This window comes from Streptomyces sp. NPDC001678 (assembly GCF_042892945.1).
Lineage (GTDB): Bacteria > Actinomycetota > Actinomycetes > Streptomycetales > Streptomycetaceae > Streptomyces.
This window is the reverse complement of the sequence record NZ_JBIAUP010000004.1, coordinates 187,375-202,522: the sequence shown is the minus strand read 5'-3', so window position 1 is coordinate 202,522 and position 15,148 is coordinate 187,375. Positions and strand designations below refer to the sequence as shown.

The 15,148-nt window shown below is 71.3% G+C and carries 13 protein-coding genes; 10 read left to right on the top strand and 3 right to left on the bottom strand.

The genetic code is table 11. The features are described 5' to 3' along the window. Positions 1–216 precede the first annotated feature (216 nt). The gene (serA, locus tag ACFYZR_RS10315) at positions 217–1,824 is read left to right on the top strand and encodes a phosphoglycerate dehydrogenase (RefSeq protein WP_391907775.1); all 1,608 of its coding nucleotides are present in this window, start codon (positions 217–219) and stop codon (positions 1,822–1,824) included. A 135-nt stretch (positions 1,825–1,959) separates the two neighbouring features. Next, complete coding sequence (locus ACFYZR_RS10310) at positions 1,960–2,787, top strand: GntR family transcriptional regulator (RefSeq protein WP_391907772.1); 828 nt, start codon at positions 1,960–1,962, stop codon at positions 2,785–2,787. Positions 2,788–2,792: 5 nt separating this feature from the next. On the opposite strand, the gene ACFYZR_RS10305 is transcribed toward ACFYZR_RS10310, so the two are convergent. After that, a complete protein-coding gene (locus ACFYZR_RS10305) occupies positions 2,793–4,346 on the bottom strand; it encodes an MFS transporter (RefSeq protein WP_391907768.1) in 1,554 nt (517 codons plus the stop codon). Positions 4,347–4,442: 96 nt separating this feature from the next. Here ACFYZR_RS10305 and ACFYZR_RS10300 point away from each other — a divergent pair, with 96 nt between their 5' ends. From ACFYZR_RS10300 to ACFYZR_RS10290, 3 genes are all read left to right on the top strand, one after another. Next, positions 4,443–5,033, top strand: a complete 591-nt coding sequence (locus ACFYZR_RS10300) for a TetR/AcrR family transcriptional regulator (protein ID WP_391907765.1) — start codon at positions 4,443–4,445, stop codon at positions 5,031–5,033. A 98-nt stretch (positions 5,034–5,131) separates the two neighbouring features. Beyond that, positions 5,132–6,337 carry a cytochrome P450 gene (locus tag ACFYZR_RS10295; RefSeq protein ID WP_391907762.1) on the top strand — a complete coding sequence of 402 codons (1,206 nt, stop codon included), beginning with the start codon at positions 5,132–5,134 and terminating at the stop codon, positions 6,335–6,337. Positions 6,338–6,380: 43 nt separating this feature from the next. Next, the gene (locus ACFYZR_RS10290; protein ID WP_391907759.1) at positions 6,381–6,569 is read left to right on the top strand and encodes a ferredoxin; all 189 of its coding nucleotides are present in this window, start codon (positions 6,381–6,383) and stop codon (positions 6,567–6,569) included. Here ACFYZR_RS10290 and ACFYZR_RS10285 read toward each other — a convergent pair. After that, the gene (locus ACFYZR_RS10285; protein WP_391907756.1) at positions 6,566–7,813 is read right to left on the bottom strand and encodes a PucR family transcriptional regulator; all 1,248 of its coding nucleotides are present in this window, start codon (positions 7,811–7,813) and stop codon (positions 6,566–6,568) included. The two genes, ACFYZR_RS10290 and ACFYZR_RS10285, sit on opposite strands and share 4 nt — an antisense overlap. A gap of 179 nt (positions 7,814–7,992) precedes the next feature. Between ACFYZR_RS10285 and ACFYZR_RS10280 the strand changes: the two genes are divergently transcribed. The 3 genes from ACFYZR_RS10280 (at position 7,993) to ACFYZR_RS10270 (ending at position 11,017) form a co-directional block, all read left to right on the top strand. Further along, positions 7,993–8,919, top strand: coding sequence for a proline dehydrogenase family protein (locus tag ACFYZR_RS10280; RefSeq protein WP_391908546.1), 927 nt, complete (start codon positions 7,993–7,995; stop codon positions 8,917–8,919). A 44-nt stretch (positions 8,920–8,963) separates the two neighbouring features. Continuing rightward, on the top strand, positions 8,964–10,595 hold the full coding sequence (gene pruA, locus ACFYZR_RS10275) for an L-glutamate gamma-semialdehyde dehydrogenase (protein ID WP_391907753.1): 1,632 nt from the start codon (positions 8,964–8,966) through the stop codon (positions 10,593–10,595). A gap of 278 nt (positions 10,596–10,873) precedes the next feature. Then, positions 10,874–11,017 (top strand): hypothetical protein, encoded by a 144-nt coding sequence (locus tag ACFYZR_RS10270; protein ID WP_391907750.1) that lies wholly within the window; start codon positions 10,874–10,876, stop codon positions 11,015–11,017. Here the strand turns inward: ACFYZR_RS10270 and ACFYZR_RS10265 are convergent. Further along, on the bottom strand, positions 11,011–12,648 hold the full coding sequence (locus ACFYZR_RS10265; protein WP_391907747.1) for a purple acid phosphatase family protein: 1,638 nt from the start codon (positions 12,646–12,648) through the stop codon (positions 11,011–11,013). The genes ACFYZR_RS10270 and ACFYZR_RS10265 overlap by 7 nt on opposite strands. 130 nt (positions 12,649–12,778) lie before the next feature. Here ACFYZR_RS10265 and ACFYZR_RS10260 point away from each other — a divergent pair, with 130 nt between their 5' ends. Together ACFYZR_RS10260 and ACFYZR_RS10255 are read left to right on the top strand one after the other, a co-directional pair. After that, the gene (locus ACFYZR_RS10260) at positions 12,779–13,834 is read left to right on the top strand and encodes a 3-isopropylmalate dehydrogenase (protein WP_391907744.1); all 1,056 of its coding nucleotides are present in this window, start codon (positions 12,779–12,781) and stop codon (positions 13,832–13,834) included. A 193-nt stretch (positions 13,835–14,027) separates the two neighbouring features. Further along, complete coding sequence (locus tag ACFYZR_RS10255) at positions 14,028–15,134, top strand: branched-chain amino acid aminotransferase (protein ID WP_391907741.1); 1,107 nt, start codon at positions 14,028–14,030, stop codon at positions 15,132–15,134. Positions 15,135–15,148: the final 14 nt, after the last annotated feature.

Here is a 15,148-nt window from a genome sequence, read left to right as displayed (position 1 = left end):
TTGCCCGCGCTTCGCCCGCGGCTTTGTCCACCGCGTACAGCGGCGCCGGGTGACGTTTACGCAACGGCGCTGACCTGGGCTGTCGTCACCGATACACTGCGGAGCACAAACGCGTCAGGCTCACAGCGTCGTGCGTCTTCCACGCGGCTGCCCCCTTCACCGCCTTCGGCCGTCGGGACGGCCGTCCGCGAAGGACTAGTGAGGACTGAGACCCACGTGAGCACTCGTACCCCGGCACACAAGCCCGTCGTACTCATCGCCGAAGAGCTCTCTCCCGCCACCGTCGACGCCCTCGGGCCGGACTTCGAGATCCGGCACTGCGACGGCGCCGACCGCGCGCAGCTGCTGCCCGCTCTCGCCGACGTGGACGCGGTCCTGGTGCGCTCCGCCACCCGGCTCGACGCCGAGGCCATCGCCGCGGCGAAGCGGCTGCGGGTCATCGCGCGCGCCGGCGTCGGCCTGGACAACGTCGACGTCTCCGCCGCCACCAAGGCCGGTGTGATGGTCGTCAACGCGCCGACCTCCAACATCGTCACCGCCGCCGAGCTCGCCTGCGGTCTGCTCGTCGCCACCGCCCGCAACATCCCCCAGGCCAACGCCGCGCTGAAGAACGGCGAGTGGAAGCGCTCCAAGTACACGGGTGTGGAGCTGTCCGAGAAGACCCTGGGTGTCGTCGGGCTCGGGCGCATCGGCGTCCTCGTCGCCCAGCGGATGTCCGCCTTCGGCATGAAGGTCGTCGCCTACGACCCGTACGTACAGCCCGCGCGCGCCGCCCAGATGGGCGTCAAGCTGCTGACGCTGGACGAGCTGCTCAAGGTCTCCGACTTCATCACCGTCCACCTCCCCAAGACCCCCGAGACGCTGGGGCTCATCGGCGACGAGGCGCTGCGCAAGGTCAAGCCCTCGGTGCGGATCGTCAACGCCGCGCGCGGTGGCATCGTCGACGAGGTGGCTCTTGCCGCCGCGTTGAAGGAGGGCCGGGTGGCGGGTGCCGGTCTGGACGTGTACGCGTCCGAGCCGTGCACCGACTCGCCGCTCTTCGAGTTCGACAACGTCGTGGCCACGCCCCACCTGGGCGCCTCCACGGGCGAGGCCCAGGAGAAGGCCGGCATCGCCGTCGCCAAGTCGGTGCGGCTGGCTCTGGCGGGGGAGCTGGTGCCGGACGCCGTCAATGTGCAGGGTGGTGTGATCGCCGAGGACGTCAAGCCGGCGCTGCCGCTGGCCGAGAAGCTCGGCCGGATCTTCACCGCGCTGGCGGGCGAGGTCGCGGTGCGGCTGGATGTCGAGGTGTACGGGGAGCTCACCCAGCACGATGTGAAGGTGCTCGAACTGTCCGCGCTCAAGGGCGTGTTCGAGGACGTCGTCGACGAGACCGTCTCGTACGTCAACGCGCCGCTGTTCGCGCAGGAGCGCGGGGTCGAGGTGCGGCTGACCACGGGCTCGGAGTCGCCGGACCACCGCAACGTGGTCACCGTGCGCGGCACGCTCGCCGGGGGCGGCGAGGTGTCGATCTCCGGCACGCTGGCCGGGCCGAAGAACCTCCAGAAGATCGTCGCGGTGGGCGAGCACGATGTGGATCTGACGCTCGCGGACCACATGGCCTTCCTGCGGTACATGGACCGGCCGGGTGTGGTGGGCACGCTGGGGCGCATCCTCGGCGAGGCGGGCATCAACATCGCGGGCATGCAGGTGTCGCGGGCGACGGAGGGCGGGGAGGCGCTGGTCGCCCTGACGGTCGACGAGTCGGTGCCGGCCTCTGTGCTCGCGGAGATCTCGCAGGAGATCGGCGCGACGTCGGGCCGGGCGGTGGACCTGACGGCCTGACCTTGACCTGCTCCCCACCCCCGCCCCTTACCCGGGCGATCCGTGCCGGGTAATCGGGCGGGTGGGTGGGCGAAATCCCGCGCCGAAGGCGTGGGAAACCCCCACGGCGGGGCAGCCGAAAGCTAACCTCGCCCTATGGGCGCCGTACCCCCATACCTCCGCGTCGCCGCGGAACTCCGCTCCCGCATCGCCTCCGGCGAACTCCGCGCGGGCGAGCGGGTCCCGTCCACCCGTGGGATCACCGAGGAGTGGGGCGTGGCCCTGGCCACCGCCACCAAGGCCCTCGCCGTATTACGGCAGGAGGGCCTGGTGCAAGCGGTGCCCGGCGTCGGCACCGTGGTCGTGCCCGGCCCGCCCCGCCCGACGCGGCGCCCCGCCCCCGCCCCCACCCCCGGGCTCACGCGCGACCACGTCGTGCGCGTGGCGATCGCCGTGGCCGACGCGGGCGGATCCGGCGCGCTCTCCATGCGCGCGATCGCCGCCGAACTCGGCGTCTCCACCATGGTGTTGTACCGCCACGTGCCGGGCAAGGACGAGCTCGTCGCGCTGATGGCGGACACCGTCTTCGGCGAGACCCGGATCGCGGCGTGCGCGCCGGACGACTGGCGGGCACGGCTGGAGGCGTCGGCCCGCGCGCAGTGGGCGCTCTACCGGCGCCACCCCTGGCTGGCGAAGTCCGCTTCCGTCACCGGCCTGTTGTCGTCCCCGAACGCGCTGGGACTGCTGGAGTGGACCGTCGCCCCCGCCGTCGAACGGCTCGGCGCGGCCGAGTCGCTGCGTACGGCCGTCACGCTCGCCGCCTTCGTGCGCGGCGTCGCGGTCGATCTGGAGGACCCCGTCGACGAACGGTTCCTCGGTCTGGGGCTGGGCCTCGACGCCATGCTCGAGTTCGGGCTGGCCCGGTTGCTCGACGGGCTGTCCCCGCGCAGGGCGGAGCGGCGCCCCGGGGAGGGGCGCCGCTGAGGTCGTCAGTGGCCGGCGGTGACCAACGGCTCCTCATGGAGCCGCTCCGCGTCGTCGCGGCCGCTCCGCAGGGCGGCCACCGCCACGGCCGCGCCCAGGGCCAGCACGGCCGTGGCGCCGATCGCGGCGACGTGCATCCCGTGGACGAACGCGTCGCGGGCCGCGGCGGCCAGGGCCCCGCCCGTCCGGCCGGGCAGCCCGGCGGCCGTGGAGACGGCTCCGACCAGGGTCTCCCGTGCCGCCTCCAGCGCGCCGTGCGGCAGGCCGGCGGGGGCGTCCCGGGTGATGTCGTGGCGGTAGACGGCCATGCCGACGCTTCCGAACGCGGCCATGCCCAGGGCGCCGCCGAACTCCTGGCCGGCCTCCACCAGGGAAGCGGCCGAACCGGCCTTCTCCGCAGGGGTTGAGCCGAGCGCCATGTCGGAGACGAGCGCCATCACGGTGACGATGCCACAGGCGATGACCGCGCAGGCCACCAGTGTCAGGAACAGTGAGTCCGTGCCCGTGCCCAGGAGGACGGCGAAGCCGGCCGCGGCGATGAGGAAGCCCGCGGCGATCACCAGGGCCTTGTTCACCTTCTGGCCCATGACGGTGGCGACCGGTCCGGCGACGCCCACGGCGAGCGAGGGGAGCGTGCCCCACAGCGCCGCCTCCAGCGGGCCCTTGCCCAGCACCGCCTGGAGGTACTGCGTGGTGAAGTAGGTGGAGCCCATCATGCCGAACATCGCCAGGGCGTTGAGCGCGACGCCCGCTCCGAAGGCACGGTGCCGGAACAGCTCACGGCTGATCATGGCGTCCCGCCTGCGGCGCTGACGGAGGACGAAGGCCGCGCCGACCACCAGGCCGGCCAGCACGCAGAGCAGCAGCGGGACGCTGAAGCCGTCGGCCGCCATCCGCTTGACGCCGTAGATCACGGGGAGCACGGCGCCCATCGAGAGCGGCACGCTCAGGAAGTCGAACCGGCCGGGCCGGGGGTCCTTGAACTCGGGCACCAGCAGCGGCACGAAGACCAGCAGCAGAAGCATCGCGGGGACGTTGATCAGGAAGACCGAGCCCCACCAGAAGTGCTGGAGCATCACCCCGCCGAGCACCGAACCCAGCGCGATGCCACCGGCCATGGCACCGGACCAGATGCCGACGGCCTTCGTGCGCTGTGCGTCGTCCTGGAACATGTTGCGCACCAGCCCCATGGTGCTGGGCATCAGTGTCGCGCCGCCTATGCCCAGGACGAAGCGTGCCGCGATGAGCATCTCGGCGTTCTGCGCGTAGGCCGCCGCGACCGAGGCGGCGCCGAAGGCGGTGGCGCCCAGCAGCAGGAGCTTACGGCGGCCGATCCGGTCGCCGAGCGATCCCATCGTGATCAGCAGCCCGGCCAGGGCGAAGGCGTAGCTGTCGAAGATCCACAACTGCTGGGTGCTGCTCGCCGCCAGGTCCTCGGTGATGGCCGGCACGGCGAAGAAGAGGACGGAGACGTCCATCGAGACCAGGAGGAGGGGCAGGAGGAGGACCACGAAGGCCGTCCATTCCTTGCGCCCGGCACGGGTGCTGGGGTTCGTCATGCCAGGGACTATACGGGTGTCTTAAACGCTTGTCTATGACGGGCGTTTAAGACGTCTGTCTGGGACGGGTGTATGGCATCGGGTTAGGGTCTCCTCATGGGACATCGCGAAGATCTGCTCGAAGGCGCCAAGCGCTGCCTGCTGGAGAAGGGCTGGGTGCGCACGACCGCGCGCGACATCGTGGCGGCCTCCGGCGCCAACCTCGCCTCGATCGGCTATCACTACGGGTCCAAGGACGCGCTGATGATGGAGGGCTTCCTGAAGCTCACCGAGGACTGGGGGGAGAGGATCACCAACACGCTGGCGGGCGCCGTGGGGGCCGCGACCTCGCGCGAGGAGCGGCTCGCCGCCGTCATCGACGGCATCGTCGCCAACTTCCCGGAGGACGAGCGGTTCTGGTCGGCGCAGCTGGAGGTGATGGGCCAGCTGGGCAACCACCCCGAGCTCAAGGAGCGGTTCGCCGAGATGCTGCCGTACGGGCGCGAGGGGCTGGTCGCGGTGTTCGAGGGCGTCGACGACACGGAGGTCCCCGAGGAGGCCACGCGGACCAGCGGCCACGTGTACTACTCCCTCTTCACCGGGCTGTGGGTGCTGTGGCTGATCGACCCCCGGCAGGTGCCGTCGGGCCGGGACGTCGTCGAGGGCATGGGCCGCGTGGTCGCGGGCACGGTGCTGGCGCCGAAATAACGTTGCGCGGAAGCGCGTTGGCGGGCGTACTGGACGTAACCGGAGGTATCCGCTGTACTGGTTGCCCGAGGATACTAGTTCCCTCTGGGAGGTCGCACATGTCCGTGACCAGCTCCCCCGCCACCGCCTTTCCGCAGGCCCGCACCTGTCCGTACCACCCGCCGGCCGCCTATCCGGAGATGGCCGCCCAGGGCCCCCTGGCCCGGGTGACGCTCTACGACGGCCGTGAGGTGTGGGCCGTCACCGGGCACGCCGAGGCCCGGGCCCTGCTGGCCGACCCCCGGCTCTCCGCCGACCGGCAGAATCCTTCCTTCCCGGTCCTCGTGCCGCGCGCCGTGCGGCAGGACGATGTCGAGCTGCCCCTCCTCGGGGTCGACGACCCGCGCCACGCCCGGCAGCGCCGGATGCTGATCCCCGCGTTCGGCCTCAAGCGCATCGCCGCGATGCGCCCCTGGATCCAGCGGACCGTGGACGGCCTCCTGGACGCGATGCTCGCCGCGGGGCCGGGCGCCGAGCTCGTCTCCGAGTACGCCCTGCCCGTGCCGTCGATGTCCATCTGCTATCTGCTCGGCGTGCCCTACGCCGACCACGACTTCTTCGAGGGGGTCTCCCGCGAACTGCTCGGCGCGCCGGGGCCGATGGAGGCCCGCGCCGCCCGGGACAAGCTCACCGCGTATCTCCACGGGCTCGTCGCCGACAAGGAGAACGGGACCGGCGGTCCCGACGGTCTGCTCGACGAGCTCATCGCCGGCCCGCTCGGCGAGAGCCGGGTCGACCGCGACGAACTCGTCATGCTCACCCTGCTCCTGCTGGTCGCCGGGCACGAGACCACGTCCAACATGATCTCCCTCGGCACCTACACCCTGCTCGAACACCCGGACCAGCTCGCCGCGTTGCGCGCCGATCCCGCTTTGATGCCCGGCGCCGTCGAGGAGCTGATGCGCCTGTTGTCCGTCGCGGACGGGCTCGTGCGCGTCGCCACGGAGGACATCGAGATCCACGGCGAGACGATCCGGGCCGGCGAGGGGATCGTCCTCCCCCCGTCGGTGGTCAACCGCGACGCCGCCGTCTACGCGGACCCCGACGTCCTCGACGTCCGGCGCTCGGCCCGCCACCACATCGCCTTCGGGTTCGGCGTCCACCAGTGCCTCGGCCAGAACCTCGCCCGTGCCGAACTGGAGATCGCCCTCGGCACGCTCATCACCCGTATCCCCACCCTGCGGCTGGCCGTCGCCCCCGGCGAGGTGCCCGTGAAGCCCGCGGGCTCCCTGCAAGGCCTCTACGCTCTTCCTGTCACCTGGTGACCGGCCTCCGACTGTCGACGTGACCGAAGAACGGAGCACTGCCATGCGCGTCAGTATCGATTCCGGTGTCTGTATCGGTTCGGGCATGTGTGCCCTCACCGCGCCTTCCGTCTTCGAGCAGGACGACGACGGCTTCGGCGTCGTACGGGACGGCCGCGAGGACGGCGGGGGCGACCCGCTCGTCAAGGAGGCCGTCCGGGGCTGTCCGGTGCAGGCCATCCGGATGGATTAGGCGCGCCGCAGCCGGGACGCCTTGAGCGTCATGTGGAGCAGCAGCCGGTCCTCGCCGTCGTCAAGGTCCAGGCCCGTCAGCTGCTCCACCCGGCCGAGCCGGTAGTAGAGCGTCTGCCGGTGGATGCCCAGGGCCGCGGCCGTGCGCCCCGCCTGGCCCGCGCAGTCGAGGTACACCTCGGCCGTACGGGCCAGTTCGGTGTGCGCGCGCTCCAGCAGCGGCAGCACCGCCGGGTCCGCCGCGCGCTCCGGGGCGAGCCCCGTCAGCACCCGGTACGGGCCGATGCCGGCCCACTCCGCCACCGGGCCCAGCCGGCGCTCCGCCACGGCCGCGCGGGCCGCGGACAGCGCCTCCGACCAGGCCTCCGGCAGTTCCACCAGGCCACGGCGGGGCGTGCCCAGGCCGGCCGCCGCGAGCCCGGGCGCCGGGCCGGCGGCCGTGTCGTCCGGCGCGGGCCGTCCCGCGCGCGGCGAGCGCAGCAGCCGGTCGGCGGCGGCCCGGGCCGGGGCGGGCGAGGAGGTGGCCCGCAGCCGGATCAGGGCCGCGAGGGCCGCCGAGCCGTCGGGGAGCGAGCCCGGCACCGCGCACATCGCGGCCACCCCGGACTGCGCCGCGAGCGCCGAGCCCGAGCCCTCCGGGCCCGCTTCGCCGTCACCCGCCTGCCACGGGGCGACCGCGACCAGCGCCAGCGGCCCGTCCGCCGCCGGGCCCAGGGCCTCCCGCAGCGCGCCGCGCGCCGCCTCCACCGCCGCCGGCCGGGCGGTCAGCAGATCCCGCAGCAGCTCGCCCAGCTCCGCGCCCGCCCGGGCCTCCGCCGCCAGCATGGCCCCGATCCGGCTGGTCGTCTCCACCGCCTGGGCGAGCCGGGGGTCGGCGAACGGGACACCGAGGTCCAGCCCCGCCAGATGCTCGTCGTCCAGCAGCCAGACATAGCCGTGCACCACCCCGCCGTGGCGCACCGGCAGGCAGATGCGGCCGGTGAACACCCCCGCCGCCGGATCCGGCGGGATGCGCAGCGGGGCCTGCGCGCGGGCGATGCCGAACGCCTCGAACCACGCCCGTACCGCCGCTGTGGAGCGGCGCTGGAGGATCGAGCGGGTGCGCACCGGGTCCATCATCAGGTCCGCGTCGTCGTCGCCGTGGGCGCCGAAGGCGATCAGGCCGAAGTCGCGGTCCTCCAGCGTCGCGGGCACGCCGAGCGCCGCCGAGATCTCGTCCACGAGGTGCTGATACTCGCCACGCATGCCGCGCCCTGCTCCCTTCGGGTATTCGTCGGCCATCATTGTCATACATCTGTCTGAGATCCCGGCCACGAATGCGTGACAGGTGTCGATGGCAGCGAGATGGCGTGAACTCTACGTTTCACGATGAGTCACTTATGCCGTCTCCCCAGGTGGGGACGGCCTTCATCGTGGAGGTGCCCATGCTGGGTCCCGTGATCCTCGCCGCGTCCCGCAGCGACAAGATGCGCCGTTTCGTCTCGGCCGCCCCGGGCACCAAGCAGGTCGTCGACCGCTTCATCGCCGGCGAGACCGTCGCCCAGGTGATCCCCATCGTGGAGGACGCCGCGGCGAAGGGCCTCGAGGTCACCCTCGACGTGGTGGGCGAGGACATCACCACGGTCGAGCAGTCGTACGCGGCGCGCGACGCCTATCTGGAGCTGATCGACCGGCTCAAGGAGCTCGGCCTGGGCGCGAAGGCCGAGATGTCGGTCAAGCTGTCCATGTTCGGCCAGTCCCTGGAGAACGGCCATGAGCTGGCCCTCGCCAACGTCCGCCCGGTCGTCGAGGCCGCCGACGCCATAGGTACCACGGTCACGCTGGACGCCGAGGACCACACGACCCTCGACTCGATGTTCGCCATCCACGAGGAGCTGCGGAAGGACTTCCCGAAGACCGGCTGCGTCATCCAGGCGTACCTCTTCCGCACCGAGGACGACGCCCGCCGGCTCGCCGCGGCCGGCAGCCGGGTGCGTATCGTGAAGGGTGCGTACAAGGAGCCCGCCTCCGTCGCGTACCAGGACAAGGCCGAGATCGACAAGGCGTTCGTGCGGATCGTCAAGATCCTCATGGCGGGCTCGGGCTATCCGATGATCGGTTCGCACGACCCCCGTCTGATCGCCATCACCCAGGAGCTGGCCAGGCAGGCAGGTCGCAATCTGGACGAGTACGAATTCCAGATGCTCTACGGCATCCGCAGTGACGAGCACGTCCGTCTGGCGGCCGAGGGCCACCGTATGCGTGTCTACACCGCGTATGGCACCGACTGGTACGGCTACTTCATGCGCCGCCTCGCCGAGAAGCCGGCCAACCTGCTGTTCTTCGCGCGCTCGATCCTCACCAAGGGCTGAGCCCCACCCACACCCCCGTCACGCCCCGAAGGAGACACGGAATCATGGACGCTGTGACCCAGGTCCCCGCGCCGGTCAACGAGCCGGTGCACACCTACGCCCCCGGTTCCCCCGAGCGCGCCCGGCTGGAGGCCAAGCTCAAGGAGCTGGCGGCCAACCCCATCGATCTGCCGATGACGATCAACGGCGAGAAGCGGATGGGCGGCGGCGAGGCCTTCAAGGTCGTCCAGCCGCACAACCACGCCGCCGTGATCGGCACGTACCGCAACGCCACCGAGCAGGACGCCCAGGACGCGATCGACGCGGCCCTGGCCGCCGCCCCGGCGTGGCGCGCGATGTCCTTCGACGACCGCGCCGCGATCATCCTGCGCGCCGCCGAGCTGCTGGCCGGCCCCTGGCGCGAGACGCTGGCCGCCTCCACCATGCTCGGCCAGTCCAAGACCGCCCAGCAGGCCGAGATCGACACGCCCTGTGAGCTCGTCGACTTCTGGCGCTTCAACGTGCACTTCGCGCGCCAGATCCTCGCCGAGCAGCCGGTCGCCAACTCCGCCGGCGTGTGGAACCGCAGCGACCACCGGCCGCTGGAGGGCTTCGTCTACGCGATCACGCCCTTCAACTTCACCGCCATCGCCGGCAACCTGCCGACCGCCCCGGCCCTCATGGGCAACGTGGTCGTCTGGAAGCCGTCCCCGACGCAGACCCACTCCGCCGTGCTGCTGATGAAGCTGCTGGAGGAGGCCGGCCTGCCCAAGGGCGTCATCAACCTGGTGACCGGCGACGGCATCGCCGTCTCCGAGGTGGCCCTGAACCACCCCGAGCTCGCGGGCATCCACTTCACCGGCTCGACCAAGACCTTCCAGTACCTGTGGAAGACGGTCGGCAACAACATCGAGAAGTACCGCTCCTACCCGCGCCTGGTCGGCGAGACCGGCGGCAAGGACTTCGTCGTCGCCCACCCGAGCGCCGACCGCGCCATCCTGAAGACCGCGCTGACCCGCGGCTCCTTCGAGTTCCAGGGCCAGAAGTGCTCCGCCTCCTCCCGTGCCTACATCCCCCGCTCCATCTGGGAGGACGGCTTCAAGGAGGAGTTCGCGGCCGAGGTCGACGGCATCACCATGGGTGACGTCACCGACCTGTCGCACTTCATCGGCGCCGTCATCGACGAGCGCGCCTTCGCCAAGAACAAGGCCGCCATCGACCGCGCCAAGGAGGACTCCACCTGCACGATCGTCGCCGGTGGCAGCTACGACGACTCGGTGGGCTACTTCGTCCGCCCGACCGTCATCGAGTGCACCGACCCGGAGAACGAGGTCTTCACGACCGAGTACTTCGGCCCGATCCTCGCCGTCCACGTCTACGAGGACGCCGACTTCGACGCGATGCTCGCCCAGATGGAGTCCGTCTCGGCCTACGCCCTGACCGGCTCGATCATCGCCGGTGACCGCGCCGCGGCCGCCGACGCGATGGCAAAGCTCCGCTTCGCCGCGGGCAACTTCTACATCAACGACAAGTCGACCGGCGCCGTCGTCGGCCAGCAGCCCTTCGGCGGCGGCCGCGCCTCCGGCACCAACGACAAGGCCGGTGCCGCGAGCAACCTCCAGCGCTGGGTGTCGACCCGGTCGATCAAGGAGACCCTGGTCCCGCCGACCGACTACCGCTACCCCCACATGGGCTGATCCACGGCCCGCGCCTGATCCCCGCCCCCGTCCCCGGCTCCCCAGCCGGGGCCGGGGGCGGTTCCATGTCTCAGATAGTAGGAAGTCCGAGTAATAAGCGAGACATCGCGCCCGCGCTGTCCTAGCGTTGACGACAGCCGAACGCCCCGCTCGATCGAGCGAAACGGCGGTCGCGGCCGCGTGCCCCGCGCAGGTGACCCCTGCCGCACCGCAGGCCCCCGCCCCTTCCGGCACTCCCGCATCGCATCCCTCCCGGAATCGCAGAGGAGACGTGCCCCATGCCTGAAACCGTCGTCCGCAGGACCCGCCGTGCCGTCCGTACCGCCGACCGCGCGCAGCGCGACGCCGACCGGGCCAACGCCGCCGCCGCGCTCCAGCGCGCGCTCGACCGCCGCGACAACGGCGGCGTGACCGGTCACTGACCCCGGTCGTCACCCTCCTGGTCGTCCGCCGCACGCCCCGGACGGGTGATCTGGAAGTGGTCCACCCGGGCGCCGCTCTCCGCCAGCGCCGTCACCGTCAGCCGAGGGCGCCGGCCGGGTTCGGACTCGACCGCCAGGAACGAGTAGCCCGTGAAACGCACCCGCGACCACTCCACCGTCTCCTTGGCCTTCACCCGGCCCTTGGCCCAGTGATAGCTGGCGACGGCGTCCACGTCCTTCACATGGCCCTCGTAGCTGTCCGGTACCGGGAAGTCGTAGAGCGACTTCCCGGCGCCGCCCGCGGTGACGTACACGATGCCGTCCTGCGAGGAGTCGACGGACTCGCCGATCGGCACCCGCTTCGCCACCTTGCCGTGCTTTATCGCGTCGGTGCGCTCGTAGACGTGGTTGTGGCCGTTGATCACCAGATCCACCCGGTGCTTCTCGAACAGCGGTACCCACAGGTCGCGCACCCCGCCGTCCGAGGCGTGGCCGTTGGTCGTGGAGAAGGCGCAGTGGTGGAAGAAGACCACGATGAAGTCGACCTCGCGCCGCTCGCGCAGCTCCCGCAGCCGCCGGTCGAGCCACCGGGTCTGCCGGCCGCCGCTGTAGCCGGTGTTGGCGGTGATCTCGTACGAGACGTCGTTGGCGTCCAGCGCGACGACGCCCACGTTCCCGTAGACGAAGGAGTAGACGCCCGGCGAGTTCCGGGCGTCGAAGCCGTTGTCCGGCAGCGTCCAGCGGGCGCTCTGCCCGCCGTAGCCGTTGGGGGAGTACCAGGCCTCCATGTCGTGGTTGCCCGTGGTCACCATCCAGGGCACCCGCGAGGCCACGGTCTCGGTCTGGGCGAGGAACTGGTCCCACGTCCGGGCGTCGTAGACGTCCGTGGGCTTGCCGTTGCCGCTGTCGTCGGCGTAGCAGATGTCGCCCGCGTGGAGGTGGAAGACCGGGTTCTGACCGAGGATCAGCTGGTCGTTGGCGAGGGCGTGGTAGCTGACGCCCTGGTCGCCGAAGGCCGTGAAGACGAACCGCTCCGCGCGCTCGGGAGCCGTGCTGAAGGTGCCCACGGTGGCGAAGTTCCGGGTGTCGGCGGGGTCGAAGCCGTCGTGGCCGACGCCGTAGTAGTAGGTCTGGCCGGGGGCCAGACCGTCCAGGGCCGCGTGGAGATAGACCTGGTCGACGGCCGGGAGCTTCTTGTTCAGGGGCGGGGTGTGCAGCGCGCGGACCTCGGCGGGGATGCGCCGGCTGAGGTCCCAGGGCTTGAGGCCGACGCGGAGGAACGGCCGCTTGACCGCGAACGGCACCTGCCAGGAGATCCGCATCTGTGTCCGGGGGTCGGCCCCGAAGGCCAGGTGCCGCCCGAACGGGGCGACGAGCGAGCCGTCGACTCTCGCGGTCGCCGGGGTGGTGATCAGCGTGGGGGTCAGGGGCCGCGCGGTGCCACCGCCCCCGGCGAACGCCGCGGGGGCGCCCGCCCCCAGCAGGCCGGTGCCGGCGACCGCGCCGGCCGTGACGGCGCTCGCGCGCAGCAGCCCGCGCCGGGTGAACCTGCCGCGCAGGTACTCGTGCTGCTCCGCCATCGTCATATCGCGCGCGAGACGGTCGGGGATGCCTACTCGTGGTGTGTCCATGCCGGAAAAAGTGCCAGGAACGGGCGGCGCGGACACGTACTTTCCATGAATGTGGCCTGTCCGGCTGGCAATGTGTCCATATCGCGGACGGAGTGTGTCATCCTGCGGGACACAGGAGTACGGTCCCGGTATGTCTCGCAGCATTCGTCTCGCAGTGATCCCCGGTGACGGCATCGGCCCCGAGGTCGTGGCCCAGGGCCTCAAGGTCCTTGGCTCCGCGCTCCCTTCGGACGTCAAGCTGGAGACCCGGGAGTACGACCTCGGCGCCCGCCGCTGGCACGCCACCGGCGAGACCCTGCCGGACGCCGAGCTGGAATCCCTCAAGCAGCACGACGCGATCCTGCTGGGCGCGATCGGCGACCCGTCGGTGCCGTCCGGCGTCCTGGAGCGCGGGCTGCTGCTCAAGCTGCGCTTCGCCTTCGACCACTACGTCAATCTCCGGCCCTCGAAGCTGTTCCCCCACACGACCAGTCCCCTCGCCGGCCGGCCCGAGATCGACTTCGTCGTCGTCCGCGAGGGCACCGAGGGCCCCTACACCGGCAACGGCGGCTCGCTGCGCACCGGCACCCCCGCCGAGGTCGCCACCGAGGTCAGCGTCAACACCGCCTACGGCGTGGAGCGCGTGGTCCGCGACGCCTACGAGCGCGCCCAGGCCCGCCCCCGCCGCAAGCTGACCCTCGTCCACAAGAACAACGTCCTCGTGCACGCCGGGCACCTCTGGAAGGGCGTCTTCGACCGCGTCGGCCGCGAGTACCCCGAGGTCACCACCGACTATCTGCACGTCGACGCCGCGACGATCTTCTTCGTCACCCAGCCGGAGCGCTTCGACGTCATCGTCACCGACAACCTCTTCGGCGACATCCTCACCGACCTGGCCGCCGCCGTCACCGGCGGCATCGGCCTCGCCGCCTCCGGCAACATCAACCCCACCGGGGCCTTCCCCTCGATGTTCGAGCCGGTCCACGGCTCCGCGCCCGACATCGCGGGCACCGGCAAGGCCGACCCGACCGCCACGGTCCTCTCGGTGGCGCTCCTGCTGCGCCACCTCGGGTACGAGGCGGAGGCGGTGCGCGTCGAGAAGGCCGTCGCCGAGGACATCACCGGGCGCGGTAGCGCGGTGCGCACCACCGACCAGGTGGGCGACGCGCTGGTATCGCGCGTACTCGCATCCGTACAAACCGGCTGATACCGGTCGCAATTTTCGCGCGCGGCCAGGTGTCAGCATCGAAATCCGGCCGCGCGCACGTTTTCCGTCGGGCCCCTCACGAGCGATAATCGAACGTGGGGCCGCGATTGAGGCGAAGAAGCTCGGACGTCCCGATGCCCTCGGGGTGACGTGAGCGCGGTCCGCCACATACCAAGGTGAAGGACACGCATTCATGACGACGCCCACGATCGAGCTCAAGCCCTCCTCGCACCCGCTGTCCGACGCGGAGCGCGAGCGGATCCTGGCCAACCCCGGGTTCGGCCGCCACTTCACCGACCACATGGTCACCATCAAGTGGACCGAGGGCCGCGGCTGGCACGACGCCCAGCTCACCCCGTACGCGCCGCTGTCCATCGACCCGGCCAACATGACCCTCCACTACGCGCAGGAGATCTTCGAGGGGCTCAAGGCCTACCGCCGCCCCGACGGCTCGGTCGCCACCTTCCGCCCCGACGCCAACGCCCGCCGCTTCCAGGCCTCCGCCCGCCGGCTCGCCATGCCCGAGCTGCCGGTCGAGACCTTCATCGAGGCCTGTGACGCCCTGGTCCGCCAGGACAAGGCATGGGTCCCGGAGCACGGCGGCGAGGCCTCCCTCTATCTGCGCCCCTTCATGATCGCGACCGAGGTCGGCCTGGGCGTGAAGCCCGCCAACGAGTACCTCTTCATCGTGATCGCCTCCCCGGCCGGCCCGTACTTCCCCGGCGGCGTCAAGCCCGTCTCCGTCTGGCTGTCCGAGAACTACGTCCGCGCCGTCCCCGGCGGTATCGGCTTCGCCAAGACCGGCGGCAACTACGCGGCCTCGCTGCTCGCCCAGGCCGAGGCGGCCGAGAAGGGCTGCGACCAGGTCGTCTGGCTGGACGCGCTGGAGCACAAGTGGGTCGAGGAAATGGGCGGCATGAACCTGTACTTCGTGTACGGGGGCCGCGACGGCGAGAAGCCCCGGATCATCACGCCGGAGCTGACCGGTTCGCTGCTGGCCGGCGTCACCCGTGACTCGCTGCTGACCATCGCCAAGGACCTCGGCTACGAGTCCGAGGAGGGCCGGATCTCCACCGACCAGTGGAAGCACGACACCGAGAACGGCACCCTCACCGAGGTCTTCGCCTGTGGCACGGCCGCGGTGATCACCCCCGTCGGGCATGTGAAGTCCGCGAACGGCGAGTGGACCCAGTCCGGTGGCGAGCCCGGCGAGGTCACCATGAACCTCCGCAAGGCGCTGCTGGCGGTCCAGACCGGTGCCACCGAGGACGCCCACGGCTGGATGCACCCGCTGGGCTGAGACGGGCTCGCTCT

Bases quoted from the DNA above. Each gene is read 5' to 3' on its own strand.
- ACFYZR_RS10270 (WP_391907750.1), top strand. From the start codon at position 10,874: ATGCCTGAAACCGTCGTCCGCAGGACCCGCCGTGCCGTCCGTACCGCC.
- ACFYZR_RS10305 (WP_391907768.1), bottom strand. From the start codon at position 4,346: ATGACGAACCCCAGCACCCGTGCCGGGCGCAAGGAATGGACGGCCTTC.
- ACFYZR_RS10265 (WP_391907747.1), bottom strand. From the start codon at position 12,648: ATGGACACACCACGAGTAGGCATCCCCGACCGTCTCGCGCGCGATATG.
- pruA (WP_391907753.1), top strand. From the start codon at position 8,964: ATGGACGCTGTGACCCAGGTCCCCGCGCCGGTCAACGAGCCGGTGCAC.
- ACFYZR_RS10260 (WP_391907744.1), top strand. From the start codon at position 12,779: ATGTCTCGCAGCATTCGTCTCGCAGTGATCCCCGGTGACGGCATCGGC.
- ACFYZR_RS10310 (WP_391907772.1), top strand. From the start codon at position 1,960: ATGGGCGCCGTACCCCCATACCTCCGCGTCGCCGCGGAACTCCGCTCC.
- ACFYZR_RS10300 (WP_391907765.1), top strand. From the start codon at position 4,443: ATGGGACATCGCGAAGATCTGCTCGAAGGCGCCAAGCGCTGCCTGCTG.
- ACFYZR_RS10280 (WP_391908546.1), top strand. From the start codon at position 7,993: ATGCTGGGTCCCGTGATCCTCGCCGCGTCCCGCAGCGACAAGATGCGC.
- ACFYZR_RS10285 (WP_391907756.1), bottom strand. From the start codon at position 7,813: ATGCGTGGCGAGTATCAGCACCTCGTGGACGAGATCTCGGCGGCGCTC.
- ACFYZR_RS10255 (WP_391907741.1), top strand. From the start codon at position 14,028: ATGACGACGCCCACGATCGAGCTCAAGCCCTCCTCGCACCCGCTGTCC.
- ACFYZR_RS10290 (WP_391907759.1), top strand. From the start codon at position 6,381: ATGCGCGTCAGTATCGATTCCGGTGTCTGTATCGGTTCGGGCATGTGT.
- ACFYZR_RS10295 (WP_391907762.1), top strand. From the start codon at position 5,132: ATGTCCGTGACCAGCTCCCCCGCCACCGCCTTTCCGCAGGCCCGCACC.